Source organism: Pseudoalteromonas sp. T1lg65 (assembly GCF_051930985.1).
Lineage (GTDB): Bacteria > Pseudomonadota > Gammaproteobacteria > Enterobacterales > Alteromonadaceae > Pseudoalteromonas.
In genome coordinates this window covers 3,567,501-3,594,486 of record NZ_CP196837.1, presented here as the reverse complement: position 1 = coordinate 3,594,486, position 26,986 = coordinate 3,567,501, and the positions used below count along the sequence as shown (strand labels likewise).

Here is a 26,986-nt window from a genome sequence, read left to right as displayed (position 1 = left end):
TTATAATATCACTGTTCGTTCTGTTGGCGATATTCGATTCGATTGATGTACCAAAGTCTCTTGCCATGTGGTGTGCTTACTGTCACTTCATCGTCGACAGATTTACCGAGTAAAGCTCTAGCCATCGGAGCATCAATGGAAATGTAGTCTTTTCTGTCATAGATCTCGTCTGGCCCTACAATCCGAAAAGATTTCAAGTCGCCATCTTCGTTTTCTACTTCGACCCAAGCGCCAAAATAGACTTTGCCTTCTTGTTGCGGATTGTACTCCACAATTTTTAAGTCAGGCATACGTTTACGAAGAAAGCGTACACGTCTATCAATTTGTCTCAACAGTCGCTTGTTAAATGTGTAATCCGCATTTTCTGAGCGATCTCCTAAGCTTGCCGCCCAATTGACTATTTTTGTCACTTCAGGTCTTTTCTCAAACCACAAGTGATCATGCTCTTGTTGTAATTGGCGGTAGCCTTCAGGTGTTATTAAATTTGTTTTCATTGCGTTTTAACTACTGACAATGCTTTGATATGGGTACAATACATTGTAATGTTCGGTAACAATCTAGTTTTTATTGTATGGTGTCTAAACACGTTAATTTCAATTATATTTAACGAAGATAACATCACTAATTGCAAAGCCTCGGTGGGCTTAACCAAAAAAATAATAAACAGAAGAGTAAAAAATGGGAAATGAAACGACCAAAGTATTAGTTGTTGATGATGACATGAGGTTACGCAGCCTACTAGAGCGTTATTTATTAGAGCAAGGCTTTATCGTTCGAAGTGCCGCTAACTCAGAACAAATGGATAGACTTTTGGAGCGCGAAAACTTCCACCTCATGGTGTTAGATCTAATGCTGCCAGGTGAAGATGGCCTATCAATTTGTCGAAGACTAAGACAAAAAGAAAATGAAATCCCTATTGTAATGCTGACAGCCAAAGGCGATGAGGTAGACCGCATCATTGGCCTTGAGCTTGGTGCAGATGACTATATTCCCAAGCCTTTTAATCCCAGAGAGCTGTTAGCTAGAATTAAAGCCATATTACGACGTCGTTCGAAAGAAGTTCCGGGGGCGCCTTCGGCGGAAGAGAATCAAGTAGTTTTCGGTAACTTCACTCTAAACCTTGCGACTCGGGAAATGTATCACGATGATAAAACTATTTCGCTAACCAGTGGCGAGTTTGCAGTATTAAAGGCATTGGTGAGCCATCCAAGAGAGCCGTTAAGCCGAGATAAATTAATGAACTTGGCTCGAGGACGAGATTACAGTGCATTGGAGCGCAGCATTGATGTGCAGGTATCACGCTTGCGTAGGATGATAGAAGAAGACGCCTCTAATCCGAGATATATTCAGACTGTGTGGGGGTTGGGCTACGTATTTGTACCTGACGGTAATAAATAGTCCTTATGTTACCTCGTAGTGCATTTGGACAGACGGTATTTTTTGTCGGCGCATTGCTGCTAATCAACCAAATTGTTTCGTATGTTACTGTCACTTTGTATGTGTTCAAACCCACATTTGAACAGGTCAACGTGATGCTCGCGAAGCAAGTTAAAACGGTATTTATCGACTGGGAGGACGGCGTTGAAGTTAGTGATGAGCTGTCTGAAAAGTTTTTTGATATCACCGGGATCAGAGTAATGACGCAACGTGAGGCTTATATGCATGGCCTCGGTCAGGCAAAAGAATATCGTTTACTTTCGCAGAGCATGTCAGAACAACTTAATGGCTCAGCACGGGTACGAATACATCAAGGAAATCCGGTAATTTACTGGGTGGAAGCGCCCCAGGCTCCAGGTTATTGGGTACGTGTTCCTTTGGAAGGAATTAAAGAATCAAACATTGAGTTTTTAGTATTCTATTTATCCTGCATTGGTTTTCTGAGTGTACTTGGAGGATGGCTGTTCGCTCGGCACTTGAACAAGCCACTACAAGCGCTGCAGACAGCTGCAATTCGGGTTGGTAATGGCGACTTCTCGACCAGACTAAGTGAAGAAGGTTCATCAGAAGTTATTGAGGTAACTCGAGCGTTCAACAAAATGTCGAAAGGGATTGCTGAGTTAGAAAGTGATCGACGATTACTGATGGCAGGCGTTTCTCATGATCTACGAACCCCTCTGACGCGGATCCGGCTAGCCACGGAAATGATGTCCGATGAAGAGGATTATCTTCGCGAAGGGATTGTTGATGACATTGAGGACATGAATGCCATTATCGATCAATTTATTGAGTATCTACGTCATCATAATAATATTGAGATGGAGCTAGATGACGTAAATGCTGTCGTAGAAGAAGTGGTACAGGCCGAAAAACAACACCAACGTCCCATTCATTTGCAAACTGAAGGTCACTTACCAGCGGTTATGATGAATGTGGTTGCCCTCAAGCGTGTCGTGACCAATATGATTGAGAACGCCATTCGATACTCACAATCTGATATCGAAGTGACGACCGAATATAGCGCGAAGTACCGTTCGGTATTAATCAAAGTTATGGACAGAGGACCGGGTATTCCTGAATCTGAATTAGAAGCTGTATTTGAGCCATTTAAGCAGGGCGATCAAGCTCGTGGTAGCGAGGGAAGTGGACTTGGTTTGGCAATCATCAAGCGTATAGTGTCTTCCCATGGTGGCAGAGTACGCTTGAGAAATCGAGATGGCGGTGGGCTAAGTGCAGAAGTTTCTTTACCTGTTGCCAAAAAATACGATGGTTCTAATCTAACCGGTAAAAAGTCATAACATTGTCGAAATCTGAGCATATTGATGGCAGTTAGAGACTAAAAACGGCAGAAGCTCGATACTTCTGCCGTTTTTATTATTGGTAACAAATGTCTTTAGATGGGCATAGGCCGATTGACTGGCAGATTGCTGGATGAGTGTGGCATACCACATAGCTATTACAATCAATTCTTGAACCAAATGTGGCCCCTCTAGCACCTGCCACTTGATTGGTTTCTAAGTTGCTCAATGCATTTTCTTTGAGCGATTTAAGTTGTTTCTTTTTAAGTTGTAACTTCATATCAATAGTCCTTTTTATACGTTTGGTTTAAATTCGCTCAATATATAAACATGAATTTAACAAAATAGAAATGTTTCTAAAGGTGAAACATTTTCAAGTAATTGAACTGTAAGCGTTAAGCAGGCTCTTCTGGGGTGAAGTGAGAATAGTAGAAACAAAAAAGCGCCCCTGAAGGAGCGCTTTTGATAAAGGAACTATTTCAGTTTATTAGCCGCGAGGTCCTGCTGCAACGATTGCATCAGACACTTCATACTTTTCGAAATTTGCTTTAAAGTCTGCAGCTAGTTTTGCTGCATACTCAGCATATTTTGCCTTGTCTTCCCAAGTATTTACTGGGTTTAGTAGCTTATCTTCAACGCCAGGAACAGCAACAGGAACATCAAGATTCAACGCTTCAATATGCTGGGTTTCAACACCCTCAAGCTTGTCATTAACGATAGCATCGATAACAGCGCGAGTTGTTGGAATGTCAAAACGTTTACCAATACCATATGGACCACCAGTCCAGCCCGTGTTTACTAGGTATACTTTGGCACCAAACTCACGTACACGCTTCATTAGCAGCTCAGCATAAACTCCTGCTGGGCGAGGGAAGAAAGGTGCGCCGAAACAGGTTGAGAAAGTTGACTCAATATCAGCCGTTGAACCAATTTCTGTCGAGCCTACTTTTGCGGTGTAACCACTTAAGAAGTGGTATGCAGCCGCTTCTTCAGAAAGAATTGATACCGGAGGTAAAACGCCGCTTACATCACACGTTAGAAACACAACCGCTCTGGGTTCACCTGCACGGTTTTCAACTTTACGCTTCTCAACATGTTCTAGAGGGTAAGAAGCACGTGTATTTTGAGTAAGGCTCGAATCAGCGTAGTCAGGAACACGATTCTCATCTAATACAACGTTTTCTAAGATGGTACCAAAACGGATAGCGTCCCAAATCACTGGCTCGTTCTTTTGAGAAAGATCGATACATTTAGCGTAACAACCACCTTCAATATTGAAAACGCTACCTGGCGCCCAACCATGCTCATCATCACCGATTAGGAAACGTGCAGGATCTGCCGAAAGAGTTGTTTTACCAGTACCAGACAGGCCGAAGAATAGTGCCGTGTCACCTGCTTCACCAACGTTGGCGCTACAGTGCATAGGCAATACGCCTTTAGCTGGAAGTAAGAAGTTCTGTACAGAGAACATTGATTTTTTCATTTCGCCAGCGTAATGCATGCCTGCGATCAGCACTTTGCGTTGTGCAAAGTTGATAATGACAGTGCCATCACTGTTGGTTCCATCACGCTCAGGGTCACAAACGAAAGATGGTACGTTCATAACCTGCCATTGTGGCAAATTTGAAGCGTTGTATGTCGCTGGAGTGATAAACATGTTCTGCGCAAAGATGTGGTGCCAAGCTGTTTCAGTGGTTACTACAACCGGTAAATAATGCTCAGGGTCTGCGCCCACTTCAAGGTGAGAGACGAAGTGGTCATTGCTTTGCACATGCGCTTCAACACGAGCCCAAAGCGCGTCGAATTTCTCAGCGTCGAAAGGACGGTTTACATTGCCCCACTGAATGTCATTTTCAGTGCTAGCTTCTTTAACGATGAAACGGTCATTTGGTGAACGTCCAGTGCGACGACCAGTCTTAGCTACAAAAGCCCCATTTGCCGCTAAAGTACCTTCGCCACGGCGGATTGCGTGCTCGACAAGTTCGGCTGCTGTTAAATCGACAAAACGAGTTGCGCTTGAAGTCATGTTTATACCTAAAATGTGAGAGTTGAACGGGATAGCTCTGGGGTACACTTGCCCTTTGCTGTTTTTATAGTAACAGATGACTTTGAGATATTCGAGCTTTTGCGCGGCCTAAAATGACATAAAAACATCAAAAAAAGTGAATAATTTCAATGATACCGGTGTCATAAAAGTGCCAGTATTTATGATACCGGTGTCACCAATTACCCATAAAAAAACCGCCAAAATGGCGGTTTAGTGAGTGTTAAAAAAGCAACTTACTGTTTTTAGTTAAATATTGCTTTTATATCATCTTCAGTGAAGACATAATTTTTGAGGCAATAGTGGCAATTAATGTTGATCTCACCGTATTTCTCAATGTCTTCTAACAGACCTTCTTGGCCTACATTGACCAACGCGTCAATAGTCTTTTCTCTACTACAACCACAAACGAAGGAGATTTCCTGTGGTTCGAATAGCTGCGGACCATCTTCATGATACAGTCGAGTAAGCACAGTGTGAGCATCGAGTGTTAATAGCTCATCGTCGGTGATAGTGTCACTTAATGCTTCCAAATGTTGAAAATCAACCAGTGATTTTTCTTTATCTACCGGTAATACTTGTAGGAACAGTCCTGCGGCTTTAGCTTTTTCGCCTTCGACGGATGTAGCGAACCATAGTCTCGTTTTTAACTGCTCTGATTGTTCAAAGTAGTCTTCTAGACAGGCTGCCAAAGTATCTTTGGTTAGAGGTACAATACCTTGGTATCGCTCACCTTTTGTTGGTGTGATGGTTATCACCATATAGCCTTTGCCTATTAACTGCGGAATGGTTCCGCCTTGCACATCAGACTGCAGACGTGCGACACCGCGCATTTTTTGCTCGTGATCACCATTAATTACGGCATATTTTACTGGGCCATCACCTTGTAGTTGTACCGCAATATCCCCTTCAAACTTAAGGGTGGCTGTTAATAAGCTTGTTGCAACAAGTAATTCGCCCAACAGTGCTTGCACTTCGGCAGGATAATTGTGGCCGCTAATTATATCGTTGAACGTTTGCTCTATTTGGACAAGCTCTCCGCGTACGTCAAGCTGGTCAAAGATATAACGATGTAGTAGATCTTTTTGCATCAATGAAAATCCTAGTTTGATTTCAATTTGAGTAGTTCGCGGCGCTGCTTTTTGTCTGGTTTGCTTGCAGGTCTAGGTGCGAAAAAGCTGTTGTTTTTCCGGGCGATAGCATTCTGAGTGCGTTTCTCGATACTTGTTTGAGACTCTTCATACAGTGTTTGTGCGATTGGTGCCGCTTGTCGCTTGTCCAAGATCTTCACAATGGTCACTTCTTTCTCTTCATATCCTTGGGCGAGCTTCACTACCGCTCCGAGATCAACGGTTTTGCTTGGTTTACAGCGCTGTCCGTTGTAATGCACTTTGCCCCCTTGGATCATATCTCTAGCAATGGCGCGTGTTTTATAGAAACGCGCAGCCCATAGCCACTTATCCAAGCGAACTTTATCATTTGACTGGTTGTTTTCCTGCTGGACTTTTGTCACAATTCGTTAACTAATTTAAAACGTGAATTTTAGCCTAGCAAATTTAACATATTTCACCCTACAAACAAAGTATAGGTGTCGTTGTATTGTCAGAGTTTCGCTTATATTTTTCTCTGAACGGGAACTTTCCCAACGCAATTAGTTCAAACTGGGTTAAAACGTTTTTATAATAGCCAAATTGTGTACCTCTTTTATTATAAGTTTAACATTTACGCGCTTGTTGAAAGGGTAGCAAGGCGGTACACTGGGTTGTTCAAATAGAATAAGAAAATGCTTATATGGAATTACAGTTACAACAATTACAAAAACTTCTGCATGGTCTGCCTCATGCTAAGCTGAGCCGTTTTGTTGTTGTTCTGTCTGTTGTTTATGTTGCTTACATGTTTTCGCAACTGTTTTGGTTACTTTGGCCAATACCTCAGACACAACCCTTAATGCCGATGTCTGCTGTCTACAGCCAAACGCAGTCAGATGCTGGCAGTAGCGCGATTGTGGCAAAGAACCTATTTGGGAAAGCGGGTGCTGGCAAAGTAGCTGAGCCTGCCCCCGTCGTGTCGGATGCGCCAGAAACAACACTGAATGTCCGTTTAACTGGTATTTTGGCGGTAAGTCGTAATGACTCAGCAGGGTTGGCAATTATAGAATCACAAGGGCGCCAGATAACTTATGATGTATCAGAAGCGATCAATGGTACTCGAGCGACGTTAGCTCAAGTTTTACCTGATCGAGTGATATTGAATGTCGGTGGCCGGTTTGAAACGTTGATGTTGGATGGTTTAGAATTTAGTCGTAATGTCGCGATGCCTGTCCGCCCTACTCGCCAAAACACTTTACGAGATACTTCCCCAAATCCTGATACCAGTTTGATAGCCTCACGCAGGGCAGAGTTGTTGAATGAACCTACCAAGCTGTTTGATTACATTCAAATCTCACCGGAACGACGCGATGGTAAAGTGATTGGCTATCGCTTATCGCCAGGTAAAAACCCAGAATTATTTGCAACAGTAGGTTTGCAAGAAAATGACTTGGCAATCGCTATCAACGGATTTCAACTAACGGACATGAAACAGGCAATGTCAGCCATTAATGAGCTGAAAACGAGTAATGATGCAAACATCACCATAGAGCGAAACGGCCAGGTGATGGAAGTGCAATTGAGCCTGTAATAAGAAAAATTTTTGGAGTTTATAGACCATGGGTAAAACGCTACGCCGCACTAAATGCAGAAAAGGGTTAGCCAAATATGCATCGCTGTTATTAGCCGCAGGCTTGTCTTTGTCCGTTTCAGCTGTTGAATATGCTGCGAACTTTAAAGGCACGGATGTTAAAGAGTTCATTAATATCGTTGCTAAAAACTTAGACAAGACGGTCATTATTGATCCGAATGTTCGTGGTAACATCGATGTTCGTAGCTATGAGCTTATGGATGAAAAGCTTTACTACCAGTTCTTTTTAAATGTACTGGAAGTATATGGTTACTCTGTTATCGAAATGGACAGTGGAGTACTTAAAGTTGTTCGCAGCTCTGATGGTAAAAAGGCAAACGTACCTTTGGTTGAAGCTGAAGAACTTGGTAATGGCGACGTGATGGTGACACGTGTTGTCAGATTAAAAAATGTTAGCGTACAAGAGTTAGGCCCACTGATCAGGCAGTTTAGTGACCAAAAAGATGGTGGTCATGTAACAAACCTAAGTTCAGCGAATGTGATGATGCTAACAGGTCATGCTTCATCAGTTAACCGGTTGGTCGATATTATTAAATCAGTGGATCAGGCCGGTGATAAACGGGTTGAGATTGTTCGCTTGGACCATGCTACAGCCGATGATGTAGTTAAAGTGGTAGAAAAAATTTATCAAGATAGTGGTAAAGGAACGGTTCCTGAATTTCTTATTCCTAAAGTGGTAGCCGATAGCAGAACCAACAGTGTGATTGTTAGTGGTGAAACTCAAGCTAGATCTCGAGTGGCTGATCTGATTAAGCGTCTCGATTCAGAGCTTGAATCACAGGGGAACACGCAGGTATTTAGCCTGAATTACGCAAAAGCTGAAGACTTGGTCAAAGTGCTACAAGGCGTCAGCAAGTCTATCCAAGAAGAACAAACCGGTGGACAACAGTCCCGGACCCGTAGAAATAGGGACGAGACAAGTATCGAAGCGCATGAGGACTCAAACTCGTTAGTTATTACAGCACAGCCAGATACCATGCGTTCATTGACACAAGTTATTAAGAAACTGGATGTTCGTCGAGCCCAGGTATTGGTTGAAGCAATTGTTGTTGAAGTGCTTGAAGGTGACGGTATTAACTTTGGTTTGCAGTGGATCTCTGAAGAAGGTGGTATGCTGCAATTTAATAACGGAACCACAGTACCAGTTGGTTCTCTTGCGGTTGCTGCTGAGCAAGCGAGAGACAAAGAAGTTCGCAAAAATGTCATCGGTACCGAAGGGGGCAATGCTACACCTTACACTGAGACGCGAGAAGGCGACTATTCAGCGTTGGCACAATTGGTAGGTGGTATCAATGGATTGGCTGCTGGCATCATTAAAAAAGACTGGGGTGCAATTGTTCAAGCGGTCTCTACGGATTCAAATTCAAACATTCTGGCTACTCCATCGGTGACCACCATGGATAATGAAGAAGCATCGATGATTGTTGGTCAAGAAGTCCCCGTTATCACCGGTTCTTCTGCTAGTGATAACAACTCTAACCCATTCCAAACGGTTGAGCGTCAGGAAGTTGGTATCAAGTTGAAGGTCACGCCACAGATCAACGAAGGGACGGCGGTTCAATTAACCATAGAACAAGAGGTTTCCAGTGTCAGTGGCGCAACGGCGGTGGATATCGCTGTTAACAAGAGGGCAATCAATACTACCGTGATAGCAGATGACGGTGGTATGGTGATCTTAGGTGGTTTGATTGATGAAGATGTACAAGAAAGTGTGTCTAAAGTCCCTCTGCTAGGCGATATTCCAGTATTGGGACATCTGTTTAGATCCACCAACACCAAAAAGCAAAAGCGCAACCTGTTAGTATTTATTCGCCCGACCATTATTCGTGACAGTAAGAGCATGAATAAAATAAGCCACTCAAAATACAACTTTATCCGTAGCGAGCAGCAAAAGCTAAAGGATGATGGTATTGATTTAATGCCGCTAGAAAACCCACCAATATTACCTGAATGGAATGATGAGCTAGTATTGCCGCCGACCTACGATGAATTTTTGAATAAACAGAACCAAAAAGAGCGTAGCGATGATTGAGTCGAAACCACTGATAACGGAAGAGGTTGAGTCAACGTCTTTGTTAGAGCCGATGCAAGAAGCGCAAAATGTGCTTCCTCTCGATGAAGAGCCGCACCCGCTTGCCGGTGTTATTCGACTGCCGTTTTCTTATGCGAGAAAACATGGCGTGTTGCTATTGAAAGACGGTGACAGCACCAAATTATACCATCGTGGTGAACTGGATCTTGAGACTTTAATGGAAGTACGCAGAGTCGCCGGGAAAAGTTTTAATATCGAAGGTTTAGAAGAGCCTCGTTTCGAGTTACTCCTGGAGTCTTCCTATCAGCGTGACAGTTCAGAAACACAGCAAATGATGGAAGATATTGGCAATGAAATGGACTTGTTTTCGCTTGCCGAAGAGCTTCCTCAAACGGAAGATCTACTTGCTGCCGATGACGATGCGCCGATCATTAAATTAATCAATGCGATGTTGAGTGAAGCCATCAAAGAAGGTGCTTCAGATATTCATATCGAAACCTTTGAACAAGAGCTTGTCATTCGTTTTCGCGTTGACGGTGTACTTAAAGAAGTGCTCAAACCAAATCGTAAGCTGTCGTCGTTATTAGTTTCACGTATTAAAGTAATGGCCAAGCTGGATATTGCTGAAAAAAGGGTTCCACAAGATGGCCGGATTAGTTTAAGAATTGCTGGCCGAGCGGTCGATGTGCGTGTATCTACGATGCCATCGAGCTTTGGTGAACGTGTGGTGTTACGTCTTTTAGATAAAAATAATGCGCGTTTGGATCTTGAAGATTTAGGCATGACGGAAGCAAATCGTAATGATTTTGCTGATATTATTGCCAAACCTCACGGTATTATTTTGGTTACTGGCCCTACAGGTTCGGGTAAGAGTACAACGCTTTATGCGGGCATGACACAAATAAACTCAAAAGACCGTAACATTCTGACCGTTGAAGATCCTATCGAATATGAAATACCAGGTATCGGTCAGACTCAAGTGAATCCCAAAGTGGATATGACGTTTGCTCGAGGCCTCAGAGCCATTCTACGTCAGGATCCTGATGTAGTTATGGTCGGTGAAATACGTGACTTAGAAACCGCACAAATTGCGGTGCAAGCCTCATTGACTGGTCACTTAGTATTATCCACATTACACACCAACACGGCATCGGGTGCGATTACTCGTATGGAAGACATGGGTGTCGAACCTTTTCTTCTCAGCTCGTCGTTACTGGGGGTTTTATCACAGCGCTTAGTCCGAACGTTATGTCCGAAATGTAAACAAGCCCACTTAGCCGATGACCGTGAGTGCGAATTGCTGGGTGTTGAAGCTAACTCGGGTATAAAAATCTATCGTGCGGTAGGCTGTGAAGAATGTAACTTTAACGGTTATAAAGGACGTACAGGTATTCATGAACTATTGATTGTAGACGAACACATTCGTGAGCTTATCCACAATGGTAAAGGTGAACAATCCGTAGAAAAGTATGTTCGAAAACATTCGCCAAGTATACGCCAAGATGGCTGTAGTCGTGTCTTAGTGGGTCAAACAACGCTAGAAGAAGTGCTTCGAGTGACGCGTGAGGAAGGATAATGGCGGCGTTTGAATATCGTGCTTTAGACGCAAAAGGGAAAGAAAAAAAAGGCATTTTAGAGGCGGATACGGCTAAACAAATTCGTCAGATGCTGCGTGAAAAAGCCATGATGCCGTTAGAAGTTGTTCCGGCAGCTGAGCAAGACAAAAAACAAAGCACTGGCGGTTTCAAACTGTTCAAAGGTTACAAACCATCGGTAGCAGATATCGCACTTATTACACGGCAATTGGCGACCTTGATTCAATCATCTTTGCCCGTAGAAGCCGCGGTCATGGCTGTTGCAGAGCAGTGTGAAAAACCCAGACTGCAACGAATGTTGATGTCGGTAAGGTCAAAAGTGGTTGAGGGTTATACGCTTGCTGATGGAATGTCAGAATTTCCTCATGTGTTTGACCACTTATATCGCTCGATGGTGGCGGCGGGTGAAAAGTCAGGTCACCTAGACGAAGTACTAAATCGTCTGGCCGATTATACCGAACAGCGTCAGCATATGCGCAGTCAAATTACTCAGGCGATGGTATACCCGACGATCTTGGTGATTTTTGCTATTGCCATTGTATCTATCTTGCTTGGTACGGTAGTACCGAAAATTCTGAAGACTTTTGAGAAATCAAAACAAGCGCTTCCGTGGACAACAGAATGGGTGATGGCGGCAAGTAATTTTGTGCAAAACTACTGGATGATCACGCTCGCGTTCGTAGTGATTGGTGTTTATACCATTAAGAAGGCTTTGCTAAAACCCAAAGTCCGTTTTTGGTATGACGGTAAGCTCTTAACATTACCTGGTCTTGGCAAGGTCAGTCGCAGTGTAAACACCGCGCGTTTTGCTCGCACACTCAGTATCCTGTCCTCTAGCTCAGTTCCTTTATTAGAAGGGATGAAAATAGCGGGACAAGTATTAGAGAATGAAAAAATAAAAGCGTCGGTTGCTGAAGCAGCCACTCGTGTCAGCGAAGGTGCCAGCTTGCACGCATCATTGAAACAAACAAAAATGTTCCCGCCCATGATGTTACACATGATTGCCAGTGGTGAAAAATCTGGTGAATTAGAGCAGATGCTAGAGCGTGCGGCCAACAACCAAGAGCAAGAATTTGAAAGTATGGTGAATGTCTCGCTTAAACTACTTGAACCTGCGATGATAGCCACGATGGCAATCATTGTATTGTTTATAGTGATGGCGATTCTTCAGCCAATCATGGCGATGAACAAAGCCGTAGGATTATAGTCAAAAAGGAGAGGTGTTACGTTTGGTAGCGCTTCAACGAAAAACACAGCATTGAGGTGAAGATAGTGAAAAAGCAAGCAGGTTTCTCACTTTTAGAAGTGATGGTGGTACTGGTTATCATCGGTATGATTTTGTCAATCGTGGCACCAAACGTCATGGGTCAGCAAGAAGAAGCGGCAAAAGAAAAAGCCCGCTTAGACATTCGTCAAATTGAAGACGCGATGAAGATGTATAAGCTGAAAAACAAGCGTTATCCAACGACTGAGCAAGGTCTTGAGGCTTTGGTAACGCAAACAACGATAGATCCTATTCCGAAGCGTTTTCCTGAAGGTGGTTTTATTTCTGCATTACCTGAAGATCCATGGGGAAATCCGTATCAATTGATTAGCCCAGGAGAAATGAACCAGATCGATGTCTTTTCTATGGGGCCAGATGGTGAAGTCGGTACCGACGATGATATCGGTAACTGGGACGACGAAGAGCAACGTTAACTTGTATGCAACCCGCCGCAGCACGTATTCGCCAGACCGCCACAAAGGGCTTCAGCTTACTTGAAGTCCTCGTGGTGCTTATGATCATCGCGTTTTCGGTGAATATGATTACCTATACCGTCGGAGACAGTGAAGAAGAAGAGCTAGAAAAAGCCGCGATGCGTGTGCAAGGCGTTATCAACTTAGCGTCTGAATTTGCGGTGCTCAATCAGGTTGAACTAGGGTTTCATCTAGATAAACAAACGTTGGAATTTTTAGTATTTGATGGCACTAAGTGGGTAACTTTTGAGGCTGATGACATCTACCAACCCATTGAGTTTCCTGAAAACATGAAAGTAGAATTGCTACTAGAAGATCTCCCCTGGTCTCAAGACAACCTGCTCGAGCAGGCTAACTGGCGTGAGCTAATGGGTGGCGGTGATGGAGATAACTTTCTTGAATTAAAAAAGTTGAAGATCCCCCAAGTTCTGCTCCTTTCGTCGGGTGAGACCAGTGCATTTCGATTTAGCATAGAATCTAAAGAACTCTCTGAACCTATTTATTTTGTTGAAGGCGAGTTTATGGCTCCAGTGGCACTGGTTAGGGAGCCGGAAGCGTGAAAACATTCAAAGTTAATGGGTTTACACTGTTAGAAGTCATGGTCGCACTGAGTATCTGTGCGATTGCGGGTATTGCTGCTATGCAAGCAACGGGTCAACACATTAGTCATTTAACTACACTTGAAGAGCAAACCTACGCTTCTTGGGTAGCAGAAAATCAACTCGTTATGGTAAGAGCAGAAGCCGAGCAGTGGTCGGGTACTAACGGAAAAAAAGGTGAAGAAGAAATGGCAGGCGTCACTTGGTATTGGCGTCAAGAAGTGCAAGCAACAGCGGACCCACAGTTTGTCAAACTCACCATTAGCGTTGCCCGAGAGCAAAACATGAAAAACATTATCTATGATTTGACCACTTTCATGGCCAAGGGCAAGTAAGCATGAAACGTTGTGTTTCTCAGCAAGGTTTTACCTTAATAGAAGTGCTGCTGGCGTTGACTATTTTATCCGTAGTGGTGATGGCAACACACCAGATCTTGGAATCAACCCTGAATGCGCAACAGGCTTCGGAAGAGACTATCGCAGAAATGGAGCAATTTCAGACAGCGTTTAGGTTGATGGATCAAGACTTCAGCCAAATGACCAAGCGTGAAGTTAGAAATGAAGCAGGAGACTTCAGCCCGACGTATATCATCCATGGTCGCTATGAACTGGAAAGTCAATATGATGGTATCGCGTTTGTGAGAGATGGCTGGACCAACCCCATTAGTTTATTGCCTCGTTCTGAGTTGCAAGCCGTAGGATACCGGGTTAGAGAAGAAAAATTGGAGCGACTTTATCGAGTCTATGTCGATCAGCTTGATGGCACAGAGCCGCGAGCACAGGTACTGTTTGATGATGTTGAAGATCTCACATTTGAGTTTTTAGATGACAAACTCAAATGGAAAAAAGAATGGCAGGTTAAAGCGTTACCACGAGCTATTGCTGTGACGATTCAACGAACAGATGCTGAGCCTTTACGCCGAGTGTTTCTTACCCCCGGTCGAGGCGGTAAAGGCGGTGAAGGAGAAGAATTGCCATGAAACAACGAGGTGCAGCGTTAGTCATCGTTTTGTTTATTGTCGCCCTGGCAGCAACAATTGCGGCTGAAATGGCTAGTAGTCTCATGCTACAAGTGCAAAAGGCGACCAATGTGCAGACTCAACAGCAAGCGAAATGGTACAGTTATGGTGCGGAAGAGTTAGCTAAAAGAGGTTTAGTCAAGCTCAAAGAAGATGATCCCGATAAAGTACACTTAGGTCAGGCTTGGGCAAAAGAAGAAGTACCGTATCCAGTTGATCATGGAACATTAAGCGGCAAAGTGACCGATCTACAAGCCTGCTTGAACCTCAATGCTCTGAGAGCTGCGCCAGACAATCAAAATAATAACCAGCGCTCGCAGCAAACTGGTGCAAGTAATACCAATGCGGCTCACGGCGCATTATTAGAGCTGTTGAAAAATATTGAAGATTTACCCAGCAATGAAAGTGAAGAGGCACTGGCAGATAGTGTCTATGACTGGGTAGACGAAGACAGCATTACCTATCGCTCTGGGGCAGAAGAAGACGAATACATGTCTAGACAAATGCCTTACTTGACGGCCAACAGCTTGTTTGCATCGCTCAGTGAGCTGCGGGTTGTTAAAGGGTTTAATCCTTTAGTGATGGAAAAATTACAACCTTATGTCTGCGTCATTCCTGGTAATACAGAATTGTCTATCAATGTGAACACAATCAAAGCAGAGCAAGCTTTGTTACTCAGTGCATTGTTACCCGGTTTGTCAAAGTCTGGAGCGGAAGCGGTGATTGCTGCCCGCCCCGAAGAAGGCTTCGAAGACATTAATGGATTTTACACAGAGTTAGCTAATCAAGGTGTCAAAGATCCAGATAAAACAGCAAAGATTTTTACAGTAAACAGCAATTATTTTCAGTTGCGAGCGAAAGCCGTGTTTGATGAACGTCGCTTTATGATGACATCAATAATCGAAATAAAAGATGGTAAAGCGAACATTCTGGCTCGCAAATTTGGAGGCATAGAGTGACAGAACAGTTAGTGATCCGAGTGGATCAGTCACAACAATCCGCAGTACATTGGTTGATCTGGTCAAATCAAAATGAGCAGATCATTGCCAGTGGCATGTTAGAACACAGTGGTGAGCTCACGTCTCTTACAGAGAAAGCGCAGAACCGACAAGTCAACTTGCTGCTGCCAGCTTCAGCTGTTCAACTTAGAACACTAGACTTACCTGCTAAGTGGAACCGCAAGTTAGAACAAGCGTTACCATTTATGTTAGAAGAGCAAGTAGCGTGTGACGTTGATGAGCTATTTCTAGCTATTGGCAAACCTGGAATGCGAGACAATACGCATACAATTGAAGTCGCTTTATGTGATCATCAGTGGTTAGCGAATTGGTTGGCTGTCTTTGATGATGCCGATATTGTGGTGGATAAACTTCTGCCTGATGCGTTATGTTTACCCATTTTAGATACGCAATCGGTATCAGCAATACAACTCGGTGAGCAATGGCTGTTTAAACATAATGAGTGGCAGTTAGGTTTAGCTGAACCAGCTTGGCTAGATACCTATATCAAGGCTGCAAAGATACAAAAGTTGGCACATTTCAGCCCTGCTAATGGCATGCCTGAATCTATCATTTGTGAGGCGCAAACTTCTGCTTATGATCTGCCACTGGCAATTTTTGCTAAAACCATCCCGAGTATTGATTTTACGCTTCGTCAGGGCATGTTCGCAGCCAAGAAAAAACAGCCACAATGGTGGCGAGATTGGCGTAGTGGATTAGTAGCGGCAAGTGTTGCTGTAATTAGTTTTATTGCAATCAAAGGGACACAGTTACTCATTTTAAATCATCAAGCCGATCAGCTTCAGGCGCAATCAGTCGCAATTTACCAGCAAGCTTTTCCAAACAAAGTGGTGAGACCACATTTGATGAAAAAGCAAATTCAAGGTGAGCTTGATAGCTTATCTGGTGCTGAGCAAGGTGGCTTTTTGGAGTTAACGAACCATTTTGTTTCGATATATGATCAAGTCGAGTCATTTACACCACAAACGTTGCGTTATGATAAGCGCCGTAATGAGCTAAGGATTAGAGCCAGAGCCAAAGAGTTCCAAATTTTCGGACAAGTTAAATCTATTCTCGAGCAACGCGGCGTTACCGTAGAGCAAGGCGCGCTAAATAATGATGGTGACTTTGTCGTTGGTGAGATTAAGATCAGAGGTGCAGCATGAAGCAGCAAGTGATTAATTATTGGCAGTCGCTAAAAGAGCAAGAGCAAAAGCTGCTTATGGTTGCTGGAGTGGTGTTTGTCATTTTTGTGTTGGTGATGGGAATATTTAGGCCACTTAGTGCAGCGGTGGCCGATGCACAAGCGCGTGTAGAAAAAAATCATGAATTAGTAAGCTGGGTGAATAGCAGTGTCGCCCGTTTGAAGTCAGGCCAGACGAGTCAAGCAACAAGCGTAGCTGGGAACATCAGCCAATTGGTAAACCAGACTCGTGGGCGCTACCAAATTAACATCAGTAAAATGCAACCTAATGATAATGCCCTGAGATTGACGATTGATTCGGTAGAATTTAACAAGCTGATCTCTTGGTTAGATGAGCTGACCAACCAATATGGTGTTAAGGTTGAAAACCTAGACATGACAGAAGGGGATTTACCAGGCTTTGTTCGTGTCAGTCGATTAGTGGTAGAGCTATAATTATGAAAAATACACTAACCCTTATCATCCTGTTTTTATTCGCTTTTATTACATTTAGTATCTTCACTATGCCGGCGGCTGTGATTTTGCAGTTATTCAAGACGCAAATTCCACCTTCAGTTCAGATAGGGGCTGTTAACGGTTCAATTTGGCGCGGCCAAGTAAGTGAAGTACGTGTAAATAATATTCAACTCAATCAGGTGAAGTGGCAATTAGAACCCAGTGCGTTGGTAGTTGGCAAGCTTGCAGGTAATTTAAAGTTTGGTAATCCAAGAATGGTTTCTGATATTTCTGGCAATATGCACTTTACAAAAAGTTTGTTTGGCAATGCACTGGCTCTTGAAGATGCTTCCCTACGCTTCAGTGTAGAACAAGCCATGGAACAGGTTACTTTACCTTTGCCTGTTGATGCTAAAGGACGTGTAATTGTTAAAGTTGATGAATACCAAAGTGGACAACCATACTGTGAAGGTCTGTCAGGCAGCATTAGCACACCAAATATCGATGTTAAGGGCATGAATGGTTGGTTCAGTATTGGCGACTTGAGCGGCCAGCTAGATTGTAAATCAGGTGATATTGCGGTTGTGGTAGATCCCGAAAACTTACTTGGTCTTCAAGCCGATGCTACATTGGCTGCAAACTTTCAATTTAGAGTAGCGGGCAATGTCAAACCTGACGCGTCTTTACCAAAAGATGTACATGAAGCGGTTAAGTTTTTAGGCAGACCTGACAACGAAGGGCGTTATCCTGTAAACTTGTAAGCCGTCTTGACCTTGACCGTTACGAGTATGTATCAATTCAACTTTACCGAAGAACATTTGGCATGCATTGAAAATTATCTGCAAGCGCATGCCTTATCGACCAATTTTGCTTTCTTACAAGGTTATCTATTTGCTGTCAGCGTTAGTCCTGATGGCATCGAAGTTGAGCAGTGGCTTAATGTTATTACTCACAACGACGATAGCCTTGACGAGCAAGTTGCGTTTGCATTAATGGCGTTGCATCACCAGATCACCGAAGCGGTCTACCAAAGCGGGTTCTCGTTACCTTGGAATGAGGATACCTGTTTATCTGAAAAAGAGAGTTGGTGTGAAGGTTTTTTAATGGGGGCAATGCCGTTTTACGAAAAACTCATGGCGAGTTCATTAGATGATGAATTAAAACAAGCTCTAAGTGTCAGTACTGAGCAACTTGGCTTTTTTTCGTTGGGTGAACAGCAACTGCAAGCGTTTTGTACGCAGACCGGACAGGACTTGGAGCACTTAGTACAGCAACAAAGTGAGCTGGCAGAGGAGTTTGCGCCTGCATATGCTGAGTTGGTCGAAGCGGCGGCCGTTGCAAGTGGGCTGTATGATTGAGCTTGATATCAGTTAGGCCAAGTCCAGCTCGATATGAGTGCAGCCTTTTACACAGCGAGCAATAGCTCTATTTGGATTGTCATGATCAAGAGAAACTCGGATCTCAGATTGGCATGTTTTGCACAACACCGATTGCCCTCGGCTAAGCTTTTTTATTAATGCTTTTTGCTCGTTAAATGACTTAGCTGATTGCTTATTTACTGCAGAAAAGTCCATTATAGCCTCTTTGTTGAGTTGATCGTTTGTTCCAACACTTCGCAAATTTTTGTCATTTGATCACTGTAGAAATAAAGATTGGTGTCTCGTTCTTTGCAGTAGCGAAGATGGAACAGGCGAGTTTTATCATCACTTGATAATGCCTCATTGAGGTAGGTTTGCTGATCAGCGTCCATTTCAATTGCTTTGGCAATGTTGGTTCTTGCGTAGCGTGCAGTGGTATTGCGTTGCACTTTACTGGATTCACTAAGCGCATCGATACTTTCACCCAAAAGCTTATCTCTTGGCGTCTTCACCCAAGGGTGATCTATGGTAAAAAACGCAACCACAATGGCAACAAATAGGAAAAACTTTTTCATTAGCGACGACGACTTTGATCTAGTTTACTCAACAACTTGTCGTAGTGTAATAAACTTGCAGTTACGCAGGCAACTATTTGTTCAATACTTAGGGCCTGTTGATCTTTCAGATTTGTTTTTGCAGCAGTTTGATTGGCATTTATACAAGGCAGAGCCTGCGTGGCATAGTGATTCTATGTGAGTCAGGTGATGACGTAGTGGAAATGCCACTCTAGCGCTACCCTTCGGGTTCCCCCAGAGTGCTTTGTTGCTCAACTTTTGCTTAGATTACTAGGCGCAAGTCGAGCACCGCACTCAAACCCACTGAGGGGAACAAAAATCAAACAGCAAAAATCAACAGGCCCCAGCATAGATTCTACTTAAGTCTCTATCATTAGGTGTGTCTCAAAGCGTATAATATCACTAGCAACCATTTAGGACACTGTAGCAAGTGTGCGTCGTTCAAAAGCACTAAAGGAGCTTCAATGGACAACGAAAGAATCAAAGTAAAAAATATTCCCTCAGACGTCAAAATTCAACAAGCACCTGGCTCTGGTCCTGAGCGCTTCAATCCGAGAAACCGTATTTATGTCCGAGCCGTCAATGGATTGCATCAATTACTTAGGCAGCGGATCGGGTTTGTTGGCATGTTGGCGTTTATGCTTTTACCTTGGATTAACTTCCATGGACATCAAGCGGTGTTATTTGATCTCTTCGAACAAAAATTTAATATTTTTGGCATGACGTTGTGGCCGCAGGATTTGACCATTCTTGCCTTTATCTTAATGATTGCAGCGTTTGCGTTGTTTTTAGTCACGACGTTTTATGGTCGAGTTTGGTGTGGCTACACCTGTCCACAAACCGTTTGGACGTTTATTTTTATCTGGTTTGAAGAAAAACTAGAGGGGTCAGCTAATCAGCGCAAAAAGCTGGATCAGCGGCCTATGGATTTTGATAAGTTTTGGCGAAAAACAGCCAAACACACCAGTTGGATATTGTTCTCGTTATATACTGCCATTACTTTTGTCGGTTATTTTACGCCGATACGTCAATTACTCCCTGATTTATTTACTTTCTCAGCAGGCTTTTATTCAGTACTCTGTATTATCGTATTCACAGTTTGTACCTATGGTAACGCGGGCTGGATGAGAGAAATTATGTGTTTACATATTTGTCCTTATGCCAGATTTCAATCAGCCATGTTCGACAAAGATACTTTTACTGTCAGCTACGATGCTAAACGAGGCGAAAATCGAGGACCCCGGGGCAGAAAACAAGACCCTAAACAACTGGGGTTAGGAGACTGCATCGACTGTAACCTCTGCGTTCAAGTCTGCCCTACCGGAATTGATATTCGTAATGGCTTGCAATATGAATGTATAAACTGTGGTGCCTGTATTGATGCCTGTGACGGCGTTATGGATAAGATGAATTATCCTCGAGGTCTTATAGCCTACACTACCGAGCGTAATTTAGAGGCTTCGGAAGAAAAGACCAAGCCTGTTAGAGGGAAGCTGATCGGTTATTTGATGGTGCTAATTGTTATTACCGGCGCATTGGTGGCGAATATAGCGATGCGAAAAACCATGGAACTTGATATTATCAGGGACAGAAACCAGTTATATCGCGTTAACTTCGAGGGGCTTGTAGAAAATACCTATACCTTGAAAGTGATAAACAAAGCGCAACAAGCCCAGCAGTTTAGTTTGAGTATTGACGGCTTAACTAATTATAAAATTATCGGCAAGCAAGAGTTTGAGATTGCAGCTGGAAGTACCATGGATTTACCCGTTTCTGTCGTTATTGATCCATATGATCTAAACAAGCCAGTGACAGAGTTTGAATTTGTGCTGGTTTCTAAGGGTGAATCATCAGATCGACTCGCCCAGCCGACCAACTTTTTTAAAGGTAGATAGACAAAAAGCGGGATTACCCGCTTTTTTAATCACAGTAAATTATGCATGACTTTACGTTTGAACAATTGACTCCTGACTTAATCCTAGACGCGATCGAGTCTCTCAATATCTACCCAAGCTCAGGACTGTTGGCGTTAAACAGTTACGAAAATCGGGTTTATCAATTTACCGACGATGACCGAAAACGCTACGTGGTAAAATTCTATCGTCCTGAGCGTTGGACAGATGAGCAGATCCTTGAAGAGCACGCTTTTGCAATTGACGCGATGCACGGTGAAGTGCCCGTTGTTGCGCCCTTGGAAATTGCTGGGAAAACGCTTCATCACTTTAATGGCTATCGTTTTACCCTATTTCCAAGTGTCGGTGGACGGCAGTTTGAATTAGACAATTTAGATCACCTAGAAATATTTGGTCGTTATTTAGGGCGGCTACACAGTATCGCTAAACAGCAAGCATTCGTTCATCGACCTATTTTAGATACAGATAATTTCTTGTATAAATCACAGCAGACGATAATTGATTCGCAACTGGTACCGAATCATTTGCATACTGCATTCTTCACAATTTTAAAACTAGTGGTTGAAAAAGCGGCTGCAAAGTATCGTGTAGATAATCCGATCCGTTTGCATGGTGACTGTCACGCTGGTAATTTACTGTGGTCTGGAGACCAACTGATGTTGGTGGACTTGGACGATTGTCGTTCTGGTCCTGCGGTTCAAGATCTTTGGATGATGCTCAACGGGGATAGAGCTGAACAAGTTGTGCAGTTAGATACATTGCTAAATGGGTACGAAGAGTTCGCATCTTTCAACAGCCGAGAATTGATGTTGATCGAACCTCTAAGAGCGATGAGAATGGTGCATTATATGGCTTGGCTGGCGTTAAGATGGCAAGACGCTGCTTTTAAACGGAACTTTTCTTGGTTTGCAGATGACAAATACTGGGAACAACAAATACTTGCTTTGAAAGAGCAGCTAGCTGCGTTGGATGAACCTAGTTTGAGCCTAATACCCTAAAAATAGTATAGAGAGAGTTGCATGTTAAAACGATTAAAGGTCGCGATTTTGGCCCTTTGTTTTCCGGTGTTGGCCATAGCGGCAGACTTTCAAGATGGAAAACATTACACCACGCTAAATACAGATGCGAGTAAAAACCCCAAAGTCACTGAGTTCTTTTCATTTTATTGTCCTCACTGCTATAGATTGGAGCCAGTAGCAAAGGCAGTGGAAGACAATTTACCTGATGGTGTTAAATTCGTCAGAAGCCATGTTAACTTTTTAGGTGGTGCTTCAGCGCAAACTCAAAGCAATTTGAGTTATGCCTATATCATCGCTAAGCAAGAGGGCAAAGGGGAGCAAATCGCACAACAGCTATTTCATAGCATTCATGAGAGAAGAGAACGTTTTCTCAACATTGATGATGTCAAGCGGTTGTTAGAACTGAATGGCATTCCCAAAGAAAAGTTTGATCAAGCGATGACGAGTATGCCAGTTATCGTCGCAGAAGCAGAAATGGTGCAAGCGCAACAAAGAATGTCCGACGCTGGCGGGTTGAACAGCGTGCCAACTTTTATTGTCAACGACAAATACAAAATTGAGATCCGTTCATTAAAAAGTCAGCAAGAACTAAATGAGCTGGTCGCGTACTTATTAAAAAAATAAATCTGGAGTAAACATAGATGTTGAAAGTTATTAAAGGGTTAGCGTTAGCTTTTATCCTGCCTGTATTTGCACAAGCGGCTCAATTTGAAGAAGGTGTGCATTATGATGTAATAGCTGAACGTGGTACTAAATCACCTCAGGTTACTGAGTATTTCTCTTTCTTCTGTCCTGCATGTAATGCGATGGAAGGCTTACTTGTTGAGTTAAAGCCAAAGCTTGATAAAGAAGTTAAATTCAAACAAAGCCATGTTGATTTTATTGGCTCACGCAAGCCTGAGGTTCAAAGTGCTTTAGCAACGGGTTTAGCAATTGCAGAGGTGCTGCCGGAAAAAGACAAACTAGTGGCTGCGGTGTTTAATCATATTCATGGCAAGCGTGCTTCAGTGAATGAGCTTGCTGATATCAAAGATATTTTCGTTGCACAAGGCGTAGATGGTGCTAAATTCGATAAACTAGCGCAAAGTTTTGCTGTACGCACCAAGACATCAAAAATGCAGCGTATGCAAAAAACCATGTCAGAAAAGGGCGCACTAACTGGTGTTCCCACATTTATCGTTAATGGCAAGTACAAACTTAACCTTCGTGAATCAGGTACCACCAAACCTGAACAGATTGCAGCGTTAATTAATTACTTAGCGAAAAAGTAAAATTTTACTGTGTTACTATGAACCCCGCATATTGGCGGGGTTTTTTTATGTATAGAGTTTTGGTTTCTAGCTGCCTACTCGGTAAGCCGGTTCGTTATGATGGTACTTCACAACAGCTAACGCACCATGTTATTCAATACTGGCAAAGTAAAGGTTGGTTGTTGTCTCTTTGCCCTGAAATGTCGGGTGGTTTGCCGACTCCCAGGCCTCCAGCAGAAATTCATGGTAAACAAGTCTTAACGCAATCTGGTGAAGACTTTACCGAGGCGTTTCAACGCGGCGCTGAAGTTGCACTTTCACTGTGTCGACGGCATAACATTCAATTTGCTTTACTAAAAGAGTCTAGTCCTTCCTGTGGACGAAACTGGATTTATGATGGTGTGCATTCGGGTAGAAAAATCTCAGGAATGGGGATAACGGCAAAACTTTTGGTTGATAATGGCATTTCGGTATTTAGTGAAGAACAGTTGCCAGCGCTTACAAATGCGTTGGCAACAGCAGACTAATCTGTTCAACGTAAGGTCGAGGCTTATTTCCGGGTCAGATAAACGCCAGACTCTACATGATGGGTGTAAGGGAACTGATCAAATATCGCAAGTCTTGTGAGGTTATGTGTTTTTGACAGCAGTTCCAAATCTCGTTCCAGTGTGTCGGGGTTGCATGAGATGTAGATGATATTGTCATAGTTACTAACCAGCTTACAGGTAAGTTCATCCATGCCTGCGCGAGGCGGATCGACTAAGATGGTTTGGCAGTTGTAAGAATTTAGATCAATGCCATCTAAGCGAGAAAACTGTTGGCCTTGCATTGCTTGAGTGAATTCTTCACTCGACATACGAATAATATCTAAGTTGTTGACTTGGTTTGCTGCGATATTGAACTGAGCAGATTTTACCGATGACTTAGAGATCTCCGTTGCGAGTACTTTATCAAAGTGCCCAGCAAGGGCGATGGAAAAGTTACCATTACCACAATACAACTCAAGCAAATCGTTCTCCAGTGATAGGCTGATGTCTTGTGTCCATGCCAGCATTTTTTGATTTACTTCCGCATTTGGCTGCGTGAAACTATTTTCGACTTGTTGGTAAATATATTCTTTACCGTTTACTGTTAGTTTTTCGGTGACAAAGTCACTACCAAACACGATTTTTTGCTTACGCGCTCTGCCAATGAAATCGACTTTGTAAGTCTGTTGTAACTCTTTTCTAAGCTTTAGCAACTCAGCTTGCCATTCTTCTGAAAGAGGTTTGTGGTATAACAGACTAACGAGAATTTCGCCGCTTAGAGTCGATAAATAGTCTATTTGAAATAGCTTGCGGCGGAGGATGTCGTTGTGTCTTAACTTATCCATCATCACTTGCATCATTTCGTTGACCAAAGGTGCGCCGGGATCAAATTGATCGACTCTTATTTTTTCCTTGCTTTGTTGGTCAAACATGATGTGGAAAAGATCTTCCCCTTCATGCCAAACCCTAAATTCACAACGCTGGCGGTAGTGACGCTTAGCCGATTCATATATTTCAAGTTTCGGCGCGTCGAATCGAGCAAACTGGGTCTCAATACGATTTGCTTTTTCTGCCAACTGTTGTTCGTAAGTTGACTCATCTATTTTTATCACTGCCATGCTGGGATCACCAAGGAGAAAATTAAGACGCGCTATTTTAGGGGCCGTTGCTAATTTGTCCAGTTTAGTTGCTATGTTTTGCTGGTTTTTTAAACATTTTGCTTTAGCTTTAAAACTATATGCCGATATAAAGGCAATGAAATATGGAGGGCATACCATGAAAATCGGGCAATTACATCAATTGCTGAATCCGGCGATGCAACACAAACCCGGAAAAAGCAAAGGGGTAGGACCAAATATACACCTCGGTGCAGATAGCTACGCAGGGGATAAATCAAAATTAGCTGCAAAGCTACTTGACGACAAACTGGCGGAAGCACTCGGTATCGAAAAACCGGCGAAAGAGAAAAAAGACAAACCGCTGTTTGATTTTGAAGCTATCGTCAAGAATGTACTCGACTTTGTACAAGGCGCCGTAAAAAAAGCCAAGGTAGACGGGAAAAAAGGCGATGAGCTTCGTTCAATGCTGGATGATGCCCGTAAAGGGGTTATGCAAGGGATCGATGAAGCTACCGATGAACTAAAAGGCATGGGCGTTTTTAATGATGAAATAGAAGATGGCATCGAGAAGTCACGGGAGGGGATTTTTAAAGGTCTTGAAGATTTTGAAAAAGAGCTATTCGAACCCGAGCAGCCAAAAACGTTTGCCGTAAGTGCTGCGCAGTTTGCCAGCCTGTCTAACAAAGCAGAGTATTCGTTTACTACCGCGGAGGGAGATGAAGTCACTATTTCTTTCTCAGATGCCTATGCACAGTCCTCAGCAGCCAGTGCCCAGCAGCGAGGCGACAAGTTTGGTGCCGCGTATTCAACTAATCAAACACATGAAGTCAACTTTTCGATTAGTGTCAACGGAGAGCTGAATGCAGACGAGCAAAAAGCAATAAACGAGATGATGAAAGACATTCGCGATGTCAGCGATTCATTTTTTGCTGGAGAATATGACAACGCATTCGAATTAGCGAAATCACTTAAGCTTGATAGTGAACACATTACGAATTTCAATATGGATCTGAGGCAAAGTAAGACATCCGCAGCCATCACTCAGTATCAGCAAAGTAATCCAATGAAAGAAATCGAAAAGTTGTTTGCACCACTAGACAAACGTTTAACCGATTTGCATGAACAAGCGGGATCTTTGGGCATTGACTCTCAACTGCCTGACATGATGGCTTGGATGAACGAAGGGCAGGCCCGGTTATCTGAGTTTTTAGATTATGCAACCAGCTTCTTTGACAAGCTAAGTGAGCTACACAAGACAACCACAGATAAACTTAGCTAGTAGCAAAGTTTCTTTTAAGTGCCAGACGTGGCAAACTTCTCACTCTTTTTCTTTGGAGTAAGATAGTTTGCCACGCATTTTAGTTTTTGATTCTGGTATTGGTGGAACCAGCGTGTTATCTCATATACGTCAGAAGCTGCCTAATGCGACTTATGGATATGTAATGGACAACGCGTTGTTGCCCTATGGCCTGCAACCACAAGAAGTGATCAAAGCCAGAATTCGAGGTTTAGTTCAGTGGCAAAAACGCTGTGAACCATCCGTTGACGTAATAGTCATTGCTTGTAATACCGCTTCCACGTACGCCTTAGATGAAGCCAGAAAACATACAGATATTCCTGTTGTTGGTGTTGTTCCTGCTATCAAGCCTGCTGCAGCCAGCTCAAAGACAAAGCACATTACCTTGTTGGCTACACCAGCTACTTCAAAAAACGCTTACACCAAAAAACTCATCGAAGAATTCGCCGCAGACTGCAAAGTTACTATTCTACATTCTACCGAGCTAGTTAAACTCGCTGAACAGTTATATTGGTACGGAGAGGTTGATACTTTGGCACTTAGTGATGAAATTGAAAGGTTAGGTATTCCAAAAGAGACCGATCAACTTATATTAGGATGTACTCACTTTCCGCTTCTCAGTGAACTTATCTCGCGATGTGTCGATCCCAAGATCCGATTGATCGATTCTGGTGAGGCAATAGCCAATAGAGTGAGTTATTTGCTAAATGAAAATATGAAAGCAGATAAAGGCTCTGTACCAGTAAGTGTAGACTTTTATGCTACAGAGCCTGTAGGTAGTTCAATTCAGCAA

Annotated in this window: 30 protein-coding genes (1 of these 30 running past the window's edge); 22 read left to right on the top strand and 8 right to left on the bottom strand. The window is 43.1% G+C overall.

The window, feature by feature from the left end; all coding sequences use genetic code 11:
- Positions 1-8: 8 nt before the first annotated feature.
- Positions 9-494 (bottom strand): transcription elongation factor GreB, encoded by a 486-nt coding sequence (gene greB, locus ACSLBF_RS15970; RefSeq protein ID WP_440054337.1) that lies wholly within the window; start codon positions 492-494, stop codon positions 9-11.
- A gap of 184 nt (positions 495-678) precedes the next feature.
- On the opposite strand from greB, the gene ompR reads away from it, so the two are divergent.
- Together ompR and envZ are read left to right on the top strand one after the other, a co-directional pair.
- Complete coding sequence (ompR, locus tag ACSLBF_RS15965) at positions 679-1,398, top strand: osmolarity response regulator transcription factor OmpR (protein WP_440054336.1); 720 nt, start codon at positions 679-681, stop codon at positions 1,396-1,398.
- 5 nt (positions 1,399-1,403) lie between these two features.
- Positions 1,404-2,735: a two-component system sensor histidine kinase EnvZ gene (envZ, locus tag ACSLBF_RS15960; protein ID WP_440054335.1), complete on the top strand. Its 1,332-nt coding sequence runs from the start codon at positions 1,404-1,406 to the stop codon at positions 2,733-2,735.
- A 76-nt stretch (positions 2,736-2,811) separates the two neighbouring features.
- Here the strand turns inward: envZ and ACSLBF_RS15955 are convergent, their stop codons facing one another.
- From ACSLBF_RS15955 to hslR, 4 genes are all read right to left on the bottom strand, one after another.
- Positions 2,812-3,015: a hypothetical protein gene (locus ACSLBF_RS15955; RefSeq protein WP_440054334.1), complete on the bottom strand. Its 204-nt coding sequence runs from the start codon at positions 3,013-3,015 to the stop codon at positions 2,812-2,814.
- A 207-nt stretch (positions 3,016-3,222) separates the two neighbouring features.
- The gene (locus ACSLBF_RS15950; protein ID WP_440054333.1) at positions 3,223-4,761 is read right to left on the bottom strand and encodes a phosphoenolpyruvate carboxykinase; all 1,539 of its coding nucleotides are present in this window, start codon (positions 4,759-4,761) and stop codon (positions 3,223-3,225) included.
- A 263-nt stretch (positions 4,762-5,024) separates the two neighbouring features.
- Positions 5,025-5,870, bottom strand: a complete 846-nt coding sequence (hslO, locus tag ACSLBF_RS15945; RefSeq protein ID WP_440054332.1) for an Hsp33 family molecular chaperone HslO — start codon at positions 5,868-5,870, stop codon at positions 5,025-5,027.
- A gap of 11 nt (positions 5,871-5,881) precedes the next feature.
- Positions 5,882-6,292, bottom strand: coding sequence for a ribosome-associated heat shock protein Hsp15 (gene hslR / locus ACSLBF_RS15940; RefSeq protein ID WP_440054331.1), 411 nt, complete (start codon positions 6,290-6,292; stop codon positions 5,882-5,884).
- A gap of 278 nt (positions 6,293-6,570) precedes the next feature.
- Here hslR and gspC point away from each other — a divergent pair, with 278 nt between their 5' ends.
- From gspC to ACSLBF_RS15875, 13 genes are all read left to right on the top strand, one after another.
- Positions 6,571-7,458 carry a type II secretion system protein GspC gene (gspC, locus tag ACSLBF_RS15935; RefSeq protein ID WP_440054330.1) on the top strand — a complete coding sequence of 296 codons (888 nt, stop codon included), beginning with the start codon at positions 6,571-6,573 and terminating at the stop codon, positions 7,456-7,458.
- A gap of 28 nt (positions 7,459-7,486) precedes the next feature.
- The gene (gene gspD / locus ACSLBF_RS15930) at positions 7,487-9,550 is read left to right on the top strand and encodes a type II secretion system secretin GspD (protein ID WP_440054329.1); all 2,064 of its coding nucleotides are present in this window, start codon (positions 7,487-7,489) and stop codon (positions 9,548-9,550) included.
- Between the two features lie 52 nt (positions 9,551-9,602).
- Positions 9,603-11,126 carry a type II secretion system ATPase GspE gene (gspE, locus tag ACSLBF_RS15925; protein ID WP_440056252.1) on the top strand — a complete coding sequence of 508 codons (1,524 nt, stop codon included), beginning with the start codon at positions 9,603-9,605 and terminating at the stop codon, positions 11,124-11,126.
- Positions 11,126-12,352 carry a type II secretion system inner membrane protein GspF gene (gene gspF, locus ACSLBF_RS15920; protein WP_440054328.1) on the top strand — a complete coding sequence of 409 codons (1,227 nt, stop codon included), beginning with the start codon at positions 11,126-11,128 and terminating at the stop codon, positions 12,350-12,352. The genes gspE and gspF overlap by 1 nt, the downstream gene beginning before the upstream one ends.
- A gap of 65 nt (positions 12,353-12,417) precedes the next feature.
- Positions 12,418-12,843: a type II secretion system major pseudopilin GspG gene (gspG, locus tag ACSLBF_RS15915; RefSeq protein ID WP_440054327.1), complete on the top strand. Its 426-nt coding sequence runs from the start codon at positions 12,418-12,420 to the stop codon at positions 12,841-12,843.
- A gap of 5 nt (positions 12,844-12,848) precedes the next feature.
- Positions 12,849-13,442 (top strand): prepilin-type N-terminal cleavage/methylation domain-containing protein, encoded by a 594-nt coding sequence (locus tag ACSLBF_RS15910; RefSeq protein WP_440054326.1) that lies wholly within the window; start codon positions 12,849-12,851, stop codon positions 13,440-13,442.
- Positions 13,443-13,480: 38 nt separating this feature from the next.
- The gene (gene gspI, locus ACSLBF_RS15905; protein ID WP_440056251.1) at positions 13,481-13,816 is read left to right on the top strand and encodes a type II secretion system minor pseudopilin GspI; all 336 of its coding nucleotides are present in this window, start codon (positions 13,481-13,483) and stop codon (positions 13,814-13,816) included.
- A 2-nt stretch (positions 13,817-13,818) separates the two neighbouring features.
- A complete protein-coding gene (gene gspJ / locus ACSLBF_RS15900; protein WP_440054325.1) occupies positions 13,819-14,460 on the top strand; it encodes a type II secretion system minor pseudopilin GspJ in 642 nt (213 codons plus the stop codon).
- Positions 14,457-15,458, top strand: a complete 1,002-nt coding sequence (gene gspK / locus ACSLBF_RS15895; RefSeq protein WP_440054324.1) for a type II secretion system minor pseudopilin GspK — start codon at positions 14,457-14,459, stop codon at positions 15,456-15,458. Before gspJ ends, gspK begins: the two co-directional genes overlap by 4 nt.
- On the top strand, positions 15,455-16,663 hold the full coding sequence (gene gspL, locus ACSLBF_RS15890) for a type II secretion system protein GspL (RefSeq protein WP_440054323.1): 1,209 nt from the start codon (positions 15,455-15,457) through the stop codon (positions 16,661-16,663). Before gspK ends, gspL begins: the two co-directional genes overlap by 4 nt.
- Positions 16,660-17,136, top strand: coding sequence for a type II secretion system protein GspM (gene gspM, locus ACSLBF_RS15885; protein WP_440054322.1), 477 nt, complete (start codon positions 16,660-16,662; stop codon positions 17,134-17,136). Before gspL ends, gspM begins: the two co-directional genes overlap by 4 nt.
- Before the next feature lie 2 nt (positions 17,137-17,138).
- Entirely contained in the window at positions 17,139-17,897 is a 759-nt protein-coding gene (locus ACSLBF_RS15880; protein WP_440054321.1) for a type II secretion system protein N, read from the top strand.
- 27 nt (positions 17,898-17,924) lie between these two features.
- Positions 17,925-18,494: a UPF0149 family protein gene (locus tag ACSLBF_RS15875; RefSeq protein WP_440054320.1), complete on the top strand. Its 570-nt coding sequence runs from the start codon at positions 17,925-17,927 to the stop codon at positions 18,492-18,494.
- A 12-nt stretch (positions 18,495-18,506) separates the two neighbouring features.
- On the opposite strand, the gene ACSLBF_RS15870 is transcribed toward ACSLBF_RS15875, so the two are convergent.
- Positions 18,507-18,710, bottom strand: coding sequence for a hypothetical protein (locus ACSLBF_RS15870; protein WP_440054319.1), 204 nt, complete (start codon positions 18,708-18,710; stop codon positions 18,507-18,509).
- The gene (locus tag ACSLBF_RS15865; protein ID WP_440054318.1) at positions 18,710-19,069 is read right to left on the bottom strand and encodes a hypothetical protein; all 360 of its coding nucleotides are present in this window, start codon (positions 19,067-19,069) and stop codon (positions 18,710-18,712) included. The genes ACSLBF_RS15870 and ACSLBF_RS15865 overlap by 1 nt, the downstream gene beginning before the upstream one ends.
- Positions 19,070-19,533: 464 nt before the next feature.
- Between ACSLBF_RS15865 and ccoG the strand changes: the two genes are divergently transcribed.
- Genes ccoG through ACSLBF_RS15840 form a run of 5 tightly spaced genes read left to right on the top strand, consistent with a single transcriptional unit; the run spans position 19,534 to position 23,778 of the window.
- Complete coding sequence (gene ccoG / locus ACSLBF_RS15860) at positions 19,534-20,964, top strand: cytochrome c oxidase accessory protein CcoG (RefSeq protein WP_440054317.1); 1,431 nt, start codon at positions 19,534-19,536, stop codon at positions 20,962-20,964.
- A 41-nt stretch (positions 20,965-21,005) separates the two neighbouring features.
- Entirely contained in the window at positions 21,006-21,980 is a 975-nt protein-coding gene (locus ACSLBF_RS15855; RefSeq protein WP_440054316.1) for a serine/threonine protein kinase, read from the top strand.
- A 21-nt stretch (positions 21,981-22,001) separates the two neighbouring features.
- The gene (locus ACSLBF_RS15850; RefSeq protein ID WP_440054315.1) at positions 22,002-22,625 is read left to right on the top strand and encodes a thiol:disulfide interchange protein DsbA/DsbL; all 624 of its coding nucleotides are present in this window, start codon (positions 22,002-22,004) and stop codon (positions 22,623-22,625) included.
- Between the two features lie 17 nt (positions 22,626-22,642).
- The gene (locus ACSLBF_RS15845) at positions 22,643-23,272 is read left to right on the top strand and encodes a thiol:disulfide interchange protein DsbA/DsbL (RefSeq protein ID WP_440054314.1); all 630 of its coding nucleotides are present in this window, start codon (positions 22,643-22,645) and stop codon (positions 23,270-23,272) included.
- Positions 23,273-23,319: 47 nt separating this feature from the next.
- Complete coding sequence (locus tag ACSLBF_RS15840; RefSeq protein WP_440054313.1) at positions 23,320-23,778, top strand: DUF523 domain-containing protein; 459 nt, start codon at positions 23,320-23,322, stop codon at positions 23,776-23,778.
- Between the two features lie 23 nt (positions 23,779-23,801).
- On the opposite strand, the gene trmA is transcribed toward ACSLBF_RS15840, so the two are convergent.
- A complete protein-coding gene (gene trmA / locus ACSLBF_RS15835; RefSeq protein WP_440054312.1) occupies positions 23,802-24,896 on the bottom strand; it encodes a tRNA (uridine(54)-C5)-methyltransferase TrmA in 1,095 nt (364 codons plus the stop codon).
- Positions 24,897-25,053: 157 nt separating this feature from the next.
- Here trmA and ACSLBF_RS15830 point away from each other — a divergent pair, with 157 nt between their 5' ends.
- Together ACSLBF_RS15830 and murI are read left to right on the top strand one after the other, a co-directional pair.
- Positions 25,054-26,175 (top strand): DUF5610 domain-containing protein, encoded by a 1,122-nt coding sequence (locus ACSLBF_RS15830; RefSeq protein WP_440054311.1) that lies wholly within the window; start codon positions 25,054-25,056, stop codon positions 26,173-26,175.
- Positions 26,176-26,242: 67 nt separating this feature from the next.
- On the top strand, positions 26,243-26,986 hold the 5' portion of the coding sequence (murI, locus tag ACSLBF_RS15825) for a glutamate racemase (protein WP_440054310.1). The gene runs 30 nt beyond the window's last position; only the first 744 of its 774 coding nucleotides appear in the window; its start codon is at positions 26,243-26,245; its stop codon lies off the right edge, out of view.